The organism is Variovorax sp. PBL-E5, assembly GCF_901827185.1.
Lineage (GTDB): Bacteria > Pseudomonadota > Gammaproteobacteria > Burkholderiales > Burkholderiaceae_C > Variovorax.
This window is the reverse complement of the sequence record NZ_LR594671.1, coordinates 1,473,477-1,485,527: the sequence shown is the minus strand read 5'-3', so window position 1 is coordinate 1,485,527 and position 12,051 is coordinate 1,473,477. Positions and strand designations below refer to the sequence as shown.

Sequence of the window (12,051 nt, the reverse complement as noted above, 5' to 3'; positions counted from 1 at the left end):
CGGGCCTCTTTCAGCGGACTTCCGCGTGGAGGAGTCCGAGTTGCTGCAGCGCCTTGACGCCGTCGTCCAGGCCGATCTCCTCGACGATCTTGCCGTCCTGGAGCCGCAGCACGGTCGTGCCGGTGAAATGCATCTTCCTGCCCGTCGCGGCCGGCAGCGATCCGATGAGAAAGTCGCTGAAGGCCGGCCCGGTGTGCGTACCGCCGCCTTCCCAGCGGCCCACCACGTGGTCGCCCTCGGCGATGAGATCGGCAGCGCCCCAGAAGTGAAGGTCGGGAAACGCCTCGCGAAAATCGGTCATGAAGGCCTTGATGTCTTCGCGGCCACGACGCGGCTCATGCAGCGAGTAGTGCAGCAGCATATCGGGCGCGGCAAGCTGATCGACGATGTCGAGATTGCAGGTCTTGCCCCAGAAATCGGTGAACCAGCGGCCGACGACGGCCTTGTTGTCGTCTTCTTTGGACATGGTGATATTTCCTTCAATGGATGGGGTTGAAAGAGAAGCAGGATCGCGTCTCCGTGCCCGGACCTTAGGCATGCGCGCCGACAACGGCACTCCGTTTCTTGCTTCGAAACCTCGTCGAAGGCGCGTTGCCGATGGCAGCGATTCCATGACAAGAACCGGAGTTTCTTCGGTCGATGCACGCCGTAGATTGGCTGCATCCCAGCCAGTCGAACCATGGAGAGTGACATGACGCGCAATCCGCAAACAGCGATCAACCCGCCCCCGAGGACCAGCACGGCGTCGTGACGAAGCTCGGTGAGTTCGTTCGAATCCGCAGACTCTCGGCGTCGATGCCGCACGAGCAATGGATGACGAGACTCGCCGACGACACGGAGGTCGTCGTGGCAGCCGACGGAAACGGGCCCAGCCCGCTCGGCATCGACAAGGCCATCGCGATCGTGCAAAGCCGGTTCTACCTGGAGCCGCGGGCGATCCAGTTGATCGCACCGTTCCTGAAGGGACGGGGCAGTTGGCGTCTGCTGACGATCGACTTCGGTGTCGAAGCACTTCGCCACGCGAGCGAGTTTCTCATGTGCTTTGCGTTCGTGACCGCGAACACCACCCTGTGCGGCACGAGCCCGTACTTCGAGGTCGGCTTCGCGTTGCCGAAGCAGCGGCCGCTGGAAGACCCGGTGTTCCTGCTCACCGTCAGGACGATCGTGGGCATTCCGTTCCCGATGGCCTGATCGCGAGCGGACCGGGCGAAACGCAAGGGCGCCGCGCAAGCCGGCCCGCGGAGTCCCTACACTCGACCCATGGCCTGGCACGCGCAACTCGACCTCGACTATCGGCTTGAAGACGCGCGCAGCGTCGCGCGCTTTCGCCACGAAGGCCCGCTGCGCATCCTGCAAAGCCTTTATCCCGAGGGCGACGCGATCTGCCACAACGTGCTGGTGCATCCGCCGGGCGGCCTGGTCGGCGGCGACACGCTCGACTTGCGCGTGCGCGCCGCGGCGGGCAGCCACGGGCTCATCACCACGCCGGGCGCGACGCGCTTCTACCGCTCCGAAGGCGAGCTCGCATTGCAACGCACCGAGCTGGTCGCCGAGGCCGGCGCGCGCCTCGAATGGCTGCCGCTCGAAGCGATCTGCTACAGCGGCTGCCGCGCGGAGAACCGGCTCACGCTCAGGGCCGAGCCCGGCGCCGAGCTGATCGGCTGGGACCTGAGCGCGCTCGGCCTGCCGGGCGCCGGCAAGCCCTTCGAACACGGCCGCCTGCAACAGCACGTCGAAGTACCGGGCGTTTGGCTGGAACGCGGACGCATCGACGCCGCTGACCGGCGCCTGCTGCAAAGCCCGATCGGCCTGGCCGGCCATCGCTGCCTCGCCTCGATGTTCTTCGTCGCCGGCACGCCGATCGCGCGTGCGCGGCGCGGCGCGGCGCTCGATGTCGCAAGGGCGCTCATCGAAGACCACGTGCTGTGCGCGAGCGCCGGCGCGACCAGTCCGCACGAAGAGGTCATCGTGCTGCGCGTGCTGGCGCCGCTGGTGGAGCCTGCGATGCAGCTGCTGCGCACGATCTGGCAGGCCTGGCGCGCCGAGCTGTGGAACCTGCGCGGACCCTCGCCGCGGATCTGGGCGACATAGGCGCGGCCAGCGGCGAACAGGCCCTCGTCCGACGAAAGCGCGCCGCGCGACTGCCTAGACTGGGGCGCCATGCAATCCCCAAGCTTCGCATGACGGCCGTGCACAGCGACATCCCCGCGCGGCTCGACCGCCTGCCATGGTCGCGCTGGCACTGGCGGGTGGTGATCGCGCTGGGCGTGGCCTGGGTGCTCGACGGGCTGGAGGTCACGCTGGTCGGCTCGATCGGCAGCGTGCTCGAGCGCGCCGACACGCTGGCACTGAACGCAGCGCAGGTCGGCTGGAGCGGCTCGCTCTACATCGGCGGCGCGGTGGTCGGCGCGCTGGTCTTCGGGCGGCTGGCCGACCGGCTGGGGCGCAAGAAGCTGTTCCTCGTTACGCTCGCGGTCTACACCGCGGCGACGCTGGCCACCGCCTTCTCGCCGGACTTCGCCTTCTTCGCGCTGTGCCGCTTCATGACCGGCCTGGGCATCGGCGGCGAATACGCGGCCATCAACTCGGCCATCGACGAGCTGATCCCGGCGCGCGTGCGCGGCCGGGTGAACCTGGCCATCAACGGCAGCTTCTGGATCGGCGCGGCGCTCGGTGCCGGCATGAGCCTGTGGCTGCTCGATCCGCGCGTGCTCGGCCCGGTGTGGGGCTGGCGCGCGGGCTTCGGCCTCGGTGCGTTCCTCGCGGTGGCGATCCTGCTGGTGCGGCGCGACGTGCCTGAGAGCCCGCGCTGGCTGATGTCGCATGGCCGCGCCGACGAAGCGCAGCGCATCGTCGCCGGCATCGAGGCCGAAGTCGCCACGCGGCACGGACCGCTCGCGCCCGCCGTCGGCGGCGCAGCCTTCGGCACCCGCGCAAGTCCGGCATGGCGCGAGGTGGCGCACGTGCTGTTCAAGCGCTATCCGCAGCGCAGCATCGTCGCGCTCGCGCTGATGATCTCGCAGGCCTTCTTCTACAACGCGATCTTCTTCACCTATGCGCTGGTGCTGACGCGCTTCCACGGCGTGCCCGAGGGCCGGGTCGCGCTCTATATCTTTCCATTTGCGCTCGGCAACGTGCTGGGGCCGCTGGTGCTGGGCCCGCTGTTCGACCGCGTGGGCCGGCGGCGCATGATCGCGCTGACCTATGTGCTGTCGGGCGTCGGGCTGGCGCTGACCGGCTGGGCCTTCATGCAAGGCTGGCTCGATGCGCGCAGCCAGGCGCTGTGCTGGTCGGCGGTGTTCTTTCTGGCCTCGGCGGCGGCCAGTTCGGCCTACCTCACGGTGAGCGAGGTATTCCCGCTGGAGATGCGCGCGATCGCGATCTCGATCTTCTATGCCGTGGGCACCGGTGCCGGCGGCTTCGTCGCGCCGGTGCTGTTCGGCGCGCTGATCGAAACCGGCAGCCGCGGCGCGGTCGCTGTCGGCTATGCGATCGGCGCGGCGCTGGTCATCGTCGCGGGGCTGATCGCGCTGCGCTGGGGCGTCGATGCCGAGCGGCGCTCGCTGGAAGACATCGCGCCGCCGCTCGGTGCGGACGCCGGCTGAACGAATGGATCAGGGACAGAACATCGAAGCGGCCGCCATGATCGCGGCGGCGACCACGCCCGTGAAGAACATGTAGAGGCCCAGCCTGGCGGCGAACGGGTCCTGGGGTTGCAGCTTCGCGTGAGATGTTTCCATGACGAACTCCTCTCGAATGGCAGTGTGATGCTAGACCTCGCATGGCACGAAGCACAGCGCAAAACCGCAGCGCCGGCGATTTCCGTTGCGCAATGTGTGGAATGTGTCACCCATCGGCGCACCGGGTTGACGAGAATCGAAGGCGGGCGCAAGGCATGGAATAAATCAGCGCCCCGCCGCGTCATGCAGTGAAGGACTCCGTTGACCGACCGCACCCTTCGATTCGAGACCGCGGCGCTGCCGCACCTGCCCGCCGCCTACAACCTGGCGCGCTGGCTGCTGCGCGACGACCGCGAGGCCGAGGACGCGGTGCAGGAGGCGTACCTGCGCGCCTTCCGCTTCTACGACGCGCTGCGCGGCGAGAGCGTGCGGCCCTGGCTGCTCGGCATCGTGCGCAATGCCTGCTACGACTGCATGCGGCAGCATCGCCATCTGGCGGACCAGGTCGAGTTCGACGAGTTGCGCGACAGCCAGGTCGATACGGCCGGCATCAGCGCCCTGCCCCAGGACGGCGGCGATCCTGCCGCGCTCTGGGAGCAGCGCAGCCGCGGCCGGCGCGTCAACGCGGCGATCGAGGCGCTGGCGCCGGCCTTTCGCGAAGTGATCGTGCTGCGCGAGCTGGAGGGAATGCCGTATGAAGACATCGCGCGCGTCGCCGGCATCCCGGTCGGGACGGTGATGTCGCGCCTGTCGCGCGCCCGCGCCCTGCTGCGCGATGCATTGCGCGAGGAAGCCCCCGCGGCGAAACAGGAAAGGGAACGGGATGCCAATGCCTGAAGAAGACGACCCGCTCGACGCGCTGATCCGCCAGGAGGGCCTGCGGCATGCACCGCCGGCCGCGCTGGCCGGGCGCATCCAGGGCGCGCTGCGGATGGCCGACGCGCAGCGTTCCGCACCGGGACGCAGCGGCCGGCAAGCGGCATGGCCCTGGCTGCGCGGCCTCGCGCTGTTCGGCGCCGGCGCCGCAACCGCCTGGGGCCTGGCCCTGAGCCTGCTCGTGCTGCCCGCGCAGGACGTGCTGAGCGACGCCGTCACCGACAGCCACGTGCGCTCGCTCATGGGCTCGCACCTGGCCGACGTCGCCTCGTCGGACCGCCACACCGTCAAGCCCTGGTTCGCGGGCAAGCTCGACTTCTCGCCGCCGGTGGTGGACCTCGCCGACGAGGGCCTGCCGCTGACGGGCGGCCGGCTCGACTACCTCGACGGCCGGCCGGTCGCCGCGCTGGTCTACCGCGCGGGCTCGCACATCGTCAACCTGTTCGTCTGGCCGGCGCCGGACGGTACGCCCACGGTGCCCGTGTCCGCCACGCGGCGCGGCTACAACCTCGTGCACTGGACCCAGGCCGGCATGCAATTCTGGGCCGCGTCGGACCTGAACGCCAAGGAGCTGGCGGCCTTCGCGCAACGCCTGCGCGAACGCCTCGCCACGGCCGATCCCGGACCCTGAGCCCGCTCAGGCGGACGATCTGGCCTGGTACATCGGATAGAGCTGCGCCTCCTCGCGCACGATGCGGTCGGTCAGCACCTGGCCGATGGAGGCGTACTGCTCACGGAAGGCCGCCTGTCTGGCCGGGTCGTCGAACACCTCGGACGCGGCATGACGATCGACGAAGTTGAAGGCGATCTTGCCGATGGCCCCCATCTCGATCTTGAAGCCGAGAAAGAGTGCATGCATGTCGTCGTCCTCCGGGATCACGCGCTGCAGGTAGCAGTAGAGGCTGACGCGTTCCTTCAACAGGTGGCTGGTCAGCATGCCGCGCAGCTTGCGCAGCTGCGCCGAGACCTCGGGCCATCGGTTCTGCCCCATCGCACGGCCGATCGCGTCGTAGAGCACCAGCAGCCCTTCGTGCTCCGCGCGCAGTTGGTCGACCAGTCCCGCGTGGTATTCGACCTGAAGCCCGTCGCCCCGGGCGGACGGCCGGGAGAGCCGGGCGGCGGCTGGCATGCGGGCCACCGCATCGGGCAAGGGGGCCGGGCTGCGTGGCGCCGGTGGAGGAACGGGACGCGGCTTTCGCCAGAAGGTGAAGAAGTGCGTGAACATGATCGTCCGGCTCCCACGGTGGCCATGCAGGATTGCCTCGTTGAGTGGCCGGGGCCATGCGGCGGTTCCGGGCTTGGCCTCGGCGACGCGCGCCGCTGCGCAATCCGTCACGATGGCCGCGGAAACCCTGAGGATGTCGAGTGCGCGCGCCGTGCGCCGACCGCTCAGGCGGATTCGATGTGCACGCCCGGTGCGCCGTCTTCCACCGCGAAGCGCGCGAGCCGGCGGACAGCGGAGCCGGCGAGCTTCTCGTCGTCCACGGCACGGTACTCGACCGCGCAGCCGCGCGCATCGAGCGACATCAGCGCGTAGCCGCGCTTGTCGCCGCGGCCGAAGCGCAGGTGCGGATTCTTCGCCAGCAGGTTGGCCACGCCCGCCGCGCTCGGGCCTTCGGAGGTGATCGCGCCGCCGACGAATTCGGTCGCCACGATCGGCGCGCCAGGCTCGCGCCGCAGGTCGGCCGCCCAGAACGCATGCACGTCGCCGCTGATCACGAGCGGGTTGCGCGGCCTGAGCACCGCCACCGCATCGAGCAGCCGCGTGCGCGCCGCCGCGTAGCCGTCCCAGCCATCCATCCAGTAGCCGTGCGCGGGTGGCCCCTTGCGATCGGCCTCGGCCATCAGCGTGGTCTGCGCGATCACGGTCCACTGCGTGGGAGGCCGCACCAGTTCGCGCGCGAACCAGGCCTCCTGCGCGGTGCCGAGAAAGCTGCGCCCGGGCGCGCTGCGTTCGGGGCAATCGACCAGCGGCGTGGCGCTGCGGCCCGGCAGGCAGGCGTGGTGCGAGCGGTACTGCCGACCGTCGAGCAGCAGCACATCGAGCATCTGGCCGAAGCGATAGCGGCCATAGATGGTCGCCGAGGCGCCTCGGGGCCGCGCGCTCGCGGGCACCGGCATGTGCTCGTACCAGGCCTGGTAGGCGGCCGCGCGGATGGCGAGGAATTGCGCGGGATCGGCCGTGTGGGGCGAGACATCGTCCGTGTAGTCGTTGGCGACCTCGTGGTCGTCCCAGATCACCAGCCACGGGAAGGCGGCATGCGCGGCCTGCAGGTCGGGATCGGTCTTGTAGAGCGCGTAGCGGTCGCGGAACTCGGGCAGTTGCGCCGGGATGCCGGCCTGGTGATGCCGCACGTGGCGCGAGCCCCAGGAGGTCTCGTAGATGTAGTCGCCGAGATGGATCATGCAGTCGATCGGCTGAGTCGCCATGTCGCGGTAGGCCGCGTAGTAGCCCTGCTCGTACTGCTGGCACGAGCCGAAGGCCAGCCGCGCGGGCGTGGCCGTGTCGCCGTCGGCGGGCGCGGTGCGCGTGCGGCCGACGGGGCTGCGGGCATCGCCCGCCCTGAAGCGATACCAGTAAGGCCGGCCCGGCGCGAGGCCGTGCAGCTCGACATGCACCGAGTGCGCCTCGGCAGCGACGGCCCGTGCAGTGCCGCGCGCGGCGATGCGCGCAAAGCGCTCGTCCTCGGCAACTTCCCAATCCACCTCGACCGGCGCCTTGCCCATGCCGCCGCCCTGCAGCGGATCGGGCGCGAGCCGCGTCCACAGCACCACGCCGTCGGGCGTCGGGCTACCCGATGCGACGCCGAGCGTGAACGGATCGCGATCGCGCCACCGCTGCGCGTGCAGGCGCAGAAAGGGGTGGGCGAGCGATGCGGCGGCCAGCGCGCCGCCGACCAGGCGGCGGCGGGAGAGAAAGTATCGGTTCAAGATGGCCTCGCGCAGTGGATGCCATCATCGCCCAATTCGCGATTGTCCCGGCATTCCGCCGTGACTCGCCACGATCCTGGCGAGGCTCGGTCAGATCGCGACCAGCTGCCGCACCCCCTGCGCCTCCATGTCCTTGCCGAGCCCGCGCGCGATCACCTCGCCGCGCTCCATCACGAGGTAGTCATCGGCCAGTTCCTGCGCGAAATCGTAGTACTGCTCGCACAGCACGATCGCCATGTCGCCGCGATCGGCCAGCATGCGGATCACGCGGCCGATGTCCTTGATGATGCTGGGCTGGATGCCTTCGGTCGGCTCGTCGAGGATCAGCAGCTTGGGTTTCGGCGCCAGCGCGCGCGCGATCGCGAGCTGCTGCTGCTGCCCGCCCGACAGATCGCCGCCGCGCCGGTTCAGCATCTGCCTGAGCACCGGGAACAGCTCGTAGAGCTCGGGCGGAATCGGCGTGCTGCCGGGCTTGTAGGCCAGGCCCATGCGCAGGTTCTCCTCGACCGTGAGCCGGGCGAAGATCTCGCGGCCCTGCGGCACGAAGCCCATGCCGGAGCGCGCGCGCTCGTAGGGCGTCTGCCGCTGGATCGGCGCGCCATCGAACTCGATGCTGCCGCTCTTGATCGGCACCAGACCCATGAGAGACTTGAGCAGCGTCGTCTTGCCCACGCCATTGCGCCCGAGCAGCACAGTGACCTTGCCGAGCGTGGCGGCGAAGCTCACGTCGCGCAGGATGTGCGAGCCGCCGTAGTACTGATGGATGTTCTTGACTTCGAGCATGGCTATCGTCCCAGGTACACCTCGATCACGCGCTCGTCGGCCTGCACCTCGTCGAGCGTGCCCTGCGCCAGCACCGAGCCATCGCACAGCACGGTCACGATCTCCGAGATCGCGCGGATGAAGCTCATGTCATGCTCGACCACCATCAGCGAATGCTTGCCCTTGAGCGACAGGAACAGCTCCGCGGTGCGCGCGGTTTCCTCGTCGGTCATCCCAGCCACCGGCTCGTCGAGCAGCAGCAGCTTGGGATCCTGCATCAGCAGCATGCCGATCTCCAGCCACTGCTTCTGGCCATGGCTCAGGTTGCCCGCCCGGCGCAGCACGCTGCCTTCGAGGTGAATGGTGTGCAGCACTTCCGCGAGCCGGTCGCATTGCGCCGAGTCGAGCCTGAACAGCATCGACGACTTCACGCCCTTGTTGGTCTTGAGCGCGAGCTCGAGGTTCTCGAACACGGTGAGCTGCTCGAACACCGTCGGCTTCTGGAACTTGCGGCCGATGCCGAGCTGCGCGATCTCGGCCTCCTTGTGGCGCAGCAGGTCGATGGTGCTGCCGAAGAACACGGTGCCTGCGTCGGGCCGCGTCTTGCCGGTGATGATGTCCATCATCGTCGTCTTGCCGGCGCCGTTGGGGCCGATGATGCAGCGCAGCTCGCCGGGCGCGATGTCGAGCGAGAGCTTGTTGATCGCCTTGAAGCCGTCGAAGCTCACGCTCACGTCCTCAAGGTAGAGGATGCGGCCGTGCGTGGTGTCGACCTCGCCGACCGTCGCGTGCCGGCCATAGCCCGCCTCGCGGCCGCCCGATTCGGTGAGGCTGGCGAAGTCGCTGTGTGCGTGGCGCGCGATGCGCTCGGCGCCGGCATCCATCAGGTCGGGTGTCATGCGCGGGCTCCCTTCGGTTCGGCCGCGAGCGGTGTCAGCGCGGCGGGTTCGGCGCCCTGCCCCGCCGCCACCGCGCGCTGCGCTTCGCGCCGGCCCTCGCTCGGCGCCGCCTTCTCGCGCGAGGCCCATTTCTTCACCAGACCCACGATGCCGTTCGGCAGGAACAGCGTGACAGCAATGAACAGGGCCCCCAGGAAGTAGAGCCAGTATTCCGGATACGCGACGGTGAGCCAGCTCTTGGCGCCATTGACGATGAAGGCCCCGAGGATCGGCCCGATCAGCGTCGCGCGGCCGCCGACCGCGGCCCAGATCGCGATCTCGATCGAGTTGGCCGCGCTCATCTCGCCGGGGTTGATGATGCCCACCTGCGGCACATAGAGCGCACCGGCCACGCCGCACATCACGGCCGAGATGACCCAGATGCTGAGCTTGTAGCCGAGCGGGTTGTAGCCCGAGAACATCACGCGCGACTCGGCGTCGCGAATCGCCTGCAGCACGCGGCCGAACTTGCTGCCGATCAGCCATTTGGCGAACAGGAAGAAGCCGAGCAGCGTGAGGCCGGTGAGCACGAACAGCGTCATGCGCATCTCCCGGGTCGCGATCGGAATGCCCAGAATGCGCTTGAAGTCGGTGAAGCCGTTGTTGCCGCCGAAGCCGGTCTCGTTGCGGAAGAACAGCAGCATGGCCGCGAAGGTCATGGCCTGCGTGATGATCGAGAAGTACACGCCCTTGATGCGCGAGCGGAAGGCGAAGAAGCCGAACACGAAGGCCACCGCGGCCGGCACCGCAGCGATCAGGATCAGCGTGGCGACGAAGCTGCCGCTGAAAGTCCAGTGCCAGGGCAGCGTCTTCCAGTCGAGGAACACCATGAAGTCCGGCAGGTCGCTCTTGTAGTTGCCGTCGCGCCCGATCTGGCGCATGAGATACATGCCCATCATGTAGCCGCCGAGCGCGAAGAACACGCCGTGACCCAGCGAAAGGATGCCGGTGTAGCCCCAGATCAGGTCCATGGCCAGTGCGCAGATCGCGTAGCACATGATCTTGCCGACCAGGGCCACGGCGTAGTCGCTCATGTGGAAGGCGCTGTCGGGCGCGACCGCCATGTTGAGCACCGGCGCCAGCGCGCAGACGGCGATCAGCGCGACGAAGAAAGCGGTCCAGCCCTTGCCGCTGAGCAGCGGGCCCTTGGAAGGAAGTTGGACGTCGCTCATGCCTCGGCGCTCCGACCTTTGATTGCGAAGATCCCTTGAGGGCGCTTCTGTATGAACACGATGAGGAAGACCAGCACGGCGATCTTGGCCAGCACCGCGCCGGCCCGGCCTTCGATGAACTTGTTGAGAATGCCCAGCCCCATCGCCGCGTACACGGTGCCCGCGAGCTGGCCGACGCCACCCATCACGACCACCATGAACGAATCGACGATGTAGTTCTGGCCGAGGTCCGGGCCGACATTGCCGATCTGCGACAGCGCACAGCCCGCGAGGCCCGCGATGCCGGAGCCGAGCGCGAAGGCGTAGGTGTCGATGCGCGCCGTGTTCACGCCCATGCAGGAGGCGATCGGCCGGTTCTGCGTGACGCCGCGCACGAACAGGCCCAGGCGCGTGCGGGCGATGAGCCAGCCCATCGCGAGCAACACGAGACCGGCGAAGACGATGATGCAGATGCGGTTCCACGGCAGCGTCACGTTGCTCAGCATGGTGAAGCCGCCGCTCATCCAGCTCGGGTTCTCGACGCCGACGTTCTGCGCGCCGAAGAACGAACGCACCAACTGCTGCAGCACCAGGCTGATGCCCCAGGTGGCCAGCAGCGTCTCGAGCGGCCGGCCGTAGAGGAAGCGGATCACGCCGCGTTCGAGCACCGCGCCGACCAGCGCCGAGGCGAGAAAGGACACGGGAATCGCCGCCACGAGATAGAGGCCGAATGCCGACTCCGGCAGGTAGCGCTGGAACAGGCCCTGCATCACGTAGGTCGCATAGGCGCCGATCATCATCAGCTCGCCGTGCGCCATGTTGATCACGCCCATCAGGCCATAGGTGATCGCGAGGCCCAGCGCGGCCAGCAGCAGCACCGAGCCGAGGCTGATGCCGCTGAAGATCGCGTTGATGCGATCGCCCCAGACCAGCGCGCCGTCGATGCTCGCGATCGAGGCCTGGATCGCGGCCTTGACATCCGCCTCGGTCTCGTCGGCCAGGCGCTGGTTGAGCAGCAGCTTGGTGTCGGGGTTCTTGTTCTGCCCCAGCGCCTTGGCCGCGGCGAGGCGGCGGCCCTTGTCGGCGCTGGTGAGCATCGAGGCATCCCGCACGAGTTCGAGCTTCGCCTTGATGCCGGCGTTCGTCTCGGCCGCCAGCGCCTTCTCGACCAGCGGCAAGCGCGATTCGTCGGGTTCCTTGAACAGCGCGGCCGCGGCTTCGGCCCGCACCGCATCGTCCTTGCTCGTGAGCTTGAGCGCGGCCTGCGCGGCATCGAGCGCGCCGCGCATCAGGTTGTTGTTGACCACGTCGTCGGCGTCGTCGGGCAGCTTGAGCTCGATGCCGCTCACCGGATCGAAGGCCTTGTCGTCCCTGATGACGAAGACCTTGTCGGCGCTCACCTTGACGGTGTCGTCACTCAAGGCCTGGATGAAGGCGGCGGTCTTGTCGTCGGCATCGGTCACGGCCTTGTTCAGCGCGGCGATGCGGTCTTCGCTGTCGCCGATCGCAATGGCCCGTGCTTCGTCGACGGTCAGTGCGTGGGCCGAGAGAGTCGTCAACAGCACGAATGCCGTCACGCAGAAGTTGATGAAGCGCATAGATAGTTGCACGCGATCTCAATTCCAGAAACACCGCGGAACCGGCTTAGCCGGGCCGCAGGTGTTGCCCCCGGTAGGGGGTTGGCGAAGCGACACGAAGTGCGCGAAGACTGGG

At 68.5% G+C, this 12,051-nt stretch carries 13 protein-coding genes; 5 read left to right on the top strand and 8 right to left on the bottom strand.

The window, feature by feature from the left end; genetic code table 11:
* Window positions 1–10: 10 nt before the first annotated feature.
* Window positions 11–466: an ester cyclase gene (locus WDLP6_RS07250; RefSeq protein WP_162591790.1), complete on the bottom strand. Its 456-nt coding sequence runs from the start codon at window positions 464–466 to the stop codon at window positions 11–13.
* Window positions 467–813: 347 nt separating this feature from the next.
* Here WDLP6_RS07250 and WDLP6_RS07245 point away from each other — a divergent pair, with 347 nt between their 5' ends.
* From WDLP6_RS07245 to WDLP6_RS07235, 3 genes are all read left to right on the top strand, one after another.
* Window positions 814–1,191: a hypothetical protein gene (locus tag WDLP6_RS07245; RefSeq protein ID WP_162591789.1), complete on the top strand. Its 378-nt coding sequence runs from the start codon at window positions 814–816 to the stop codon at window positions 1,189–1,191.
* Between the two features lie 69 nt (window positions 1,192–1,260).
* Entirely contained in the window at window positions 1,261–2,091 is an 831-nt protein-coding gene (locus tag WDLP6_RS07240) for an urease accessory protein UreD (RefSeq protein WP_162591788.1), read from the top strand.
* A gap of 89 nt (window positions 2,092–2,180) precedes the next feature.
* Window positions 2,181–3,605, top strand: a complete 1,425-nt coding sequence (locus WDLP6_RS07235) for an MFS transporter (protein WP_162591787.1) — start codon at window positions 2,181–2,183, stop codon at window positions 3,603–3,605.
* A gap of 9 nt (window positions 3,606–3,614) precedes the next feature.
* Here WDLP6_RS07235 and WDLP6_RS35355 read toward each other — a convergent pair whose 3' ends face one another.
* Window positions 3,615–3,740 carry a hypothetical protein gene (locus WDLP6_RS35355; RefSeq protein WP_269475562.1) on the bottom strand — a complete coding sequence of 42 codons (126 nt, stop codon included), beginning with the start codon at window positions 3,738–3,740 and terminating at the stop codon, window positions 3,615–3,617.
* 201 nt (window positions 3,741–3,941) lie between these two features.
* On the opposite strand from WDLP6_RS35355, the gene WDLP6_RS07230 reads away from it, so the two are divergent.
* Window positions 3,942–4,517 (top strand): sigma-70 family RNA polymerase sigma factor, encoded by a 576-nt coding sequence (locus tag WDLP6_RS07230; protein WP_162591786.1) that lies wholly within the window; start codon window positions 3,942–3,944, stop codon window positions 4,515–4,517.
* Window positions 4,510–5,187, top strand: a complete 678-nt coding sequence (locus tag WDLP6_RS07225; RefSeq protein ID WP_162594997.1) for an anti-sigma factor family protein — start codon at window positions 4,510–4,512, stop codon at window positions 5,185–5,187. The genes WDLP6_RS07230 and WDLP6_RS07225 overlap by 8 nt, the downstream gene beginning before the upstream one ends.
* A 6-nt stretch (window positions 5,188–5,193) precedes the next feature.
* Here WDLP6_RS07225 and WDLP6_RS07220 read toward each other — a convergent pair whose 3' ends face one another.
* The 6 genes from WDLP6_RS07220 to urtB all read right to left on the bottom strand — a co-directional run bounded on the left by WDLP6_RS07220 (window position 5,194) and on the right by urtB (window position 11,936).
* The gene (locus WDLP6_RS07220) at window positions 5,194–5,781 is read right to left on the bottom strand and encodes a hemerythrin domain-containing protein (RefSeq protein WP_162591785.1); all 588 of its coding nucleotides are present in this window, start codon (window positions 5,779–5,781) and stop codon (window positions 5,194–5,196) included.
* A gap of 164 nt (window positions 5,782–5,945) precedes the next feature.
* A complete protein-coding gene (locus WDLP6_RS07215) occupies window positions 5,946–7,487 on the bottom strand; it encodes an alkaline phosphatase D family protein (RefSeq protein ID WP_162591784.1) in 1,542 nt (513 codons plus the stop codon).
* A gap of 90 nt (window positions 7,488–7,577) precedes the next feature.
* Window positions 7,578–8,270, bottom strand: coding sequence for an urea ABC transporter ATP-binding subunit UrtE (urtE, locus tag WDLP6_RS07210; protein WP_162591783.1), 693 nt, complete (start codon window positions 8,268–8,270; stop codon window positions 7,578–7,580).
* Between the two features lie 2 nt (window positions 8,271–8,272).
* Window positions 8,273–9,148, bottom strand: a complete 876-nt coding sequence (urtD, locus tag WDLP6_RS07205; protein ID WP_162591782.1) for an urea ABC transporter ATP-binding protein UrtD — start codon at window positions 9,146–9,148, stop codon at window positions 8,273–8,275.
* A complete protein-coding gene (gene urtC, locus WDLP6_RS07200) occupies window positions 9,145–10,359 on the bottom strand; it encodes an urea ABC transporter permease subunit UrtC (RefSeq protein ID WP_162591781.1) in 1,215 nt (404 codons plus the stop codon). Before urtC ends, urtD begins: the two co-directional genes overlap by 4 nt.
* Entirely contained in the window at window positions 10,356–11,936 is a 1,581-nt protein-coding gene (urtB, locus tag WDLP6_RS07195; protein WP_174259924.1) for an urea ABC transporter permease subunit UrtB, read from the bottom strand. The genes urtC and urtB overlap by 4 nt, the downstream gene beginning before the upstream one ends.
* Window positions 11,937–12,051: the final 115 nt, after the last annotated feature.

Excerpts from the sequence above, each read along its gene's own strand:
- WDLP6_RS07225 (WP_162594997.1), top strand. The coding sequence starts at position 4,510 with ATGCCTGAAGAAGACGACCCGCTCGACGCGCTGATCCGCCAGGAGGGC.
- WDLP6_RS07250 (WP_162591790.1), bottom strand. The coding sequence starts at position 466 with ATGTCCAAAGAAGACGACAACAAGGCCGTCGTCGGCCGCTGGTTCACC.
- WDLP6_RS07220 (WP_162591785.1), bottom strand. The coding sequence starts at position 5,781 with ATGTTCACGCACTTCTTCACCTTCTGGCGAAAGCCGCGTCCCGTTCCT.
- WDLP6_RS07235 (WP_162591787.1), top strand. The coding sequence starts at position 2,181 with ATGACGGCCGTGCACAGCGACATCCCCGCGCGGCTCGACCGCCTGCCA.
- urtC (WP_162591781.1), bottom strand. The coding sequence starts at position 10,359 with ATGAGCGACGTCCAACTTCCTTCCAAGGGCCCGCTGCTCAGCGGCAAG.
- urtE (WP_162591783.1), bottom strand. The coding sequence starts at position 8,270 with ATGCTCGAAGTCAAGAACATCCATCAGTACTACGGCGGCTCGCACATC.
- WDLP6_RS07245 (WP_162591789.1), top strand. The coding sequence starts at position 814 with ATGACGAGACTCGCCGACGACACGGAGGTCGTCGTGGCAGCCGACGGA.
- urtD (WP_162591782.1), bottom strand. The coding sequence starts at position 9,148 with ATGACACCCGACCTGATGGATGCCGGCGCCGAGCGCATCGCGCGCCAC.
- WDLP6_RS07240 (WP_162591788.1), top strand. The coding sequence starts at position 1,261 with ATGGCCTGGCACGCGCAACTCGACCTCGACTATCGGCTTGAAGACGCG.
- urtB (WP_174259924.1), bottom strand. The coding sequence starts at position 11,936 with ATGCGCTTCATCAACTTCTGCGTGACGGCATTCGTGCTGTTGACGACT.
- WDLP6_RS35355 (WP_269475562.1), bottom strand. The coding sequence starts at position 3,740 with ATGGAAACATCTCACGCGAAGCTGCAACCCCAGGACCCGTTCGCCGCC.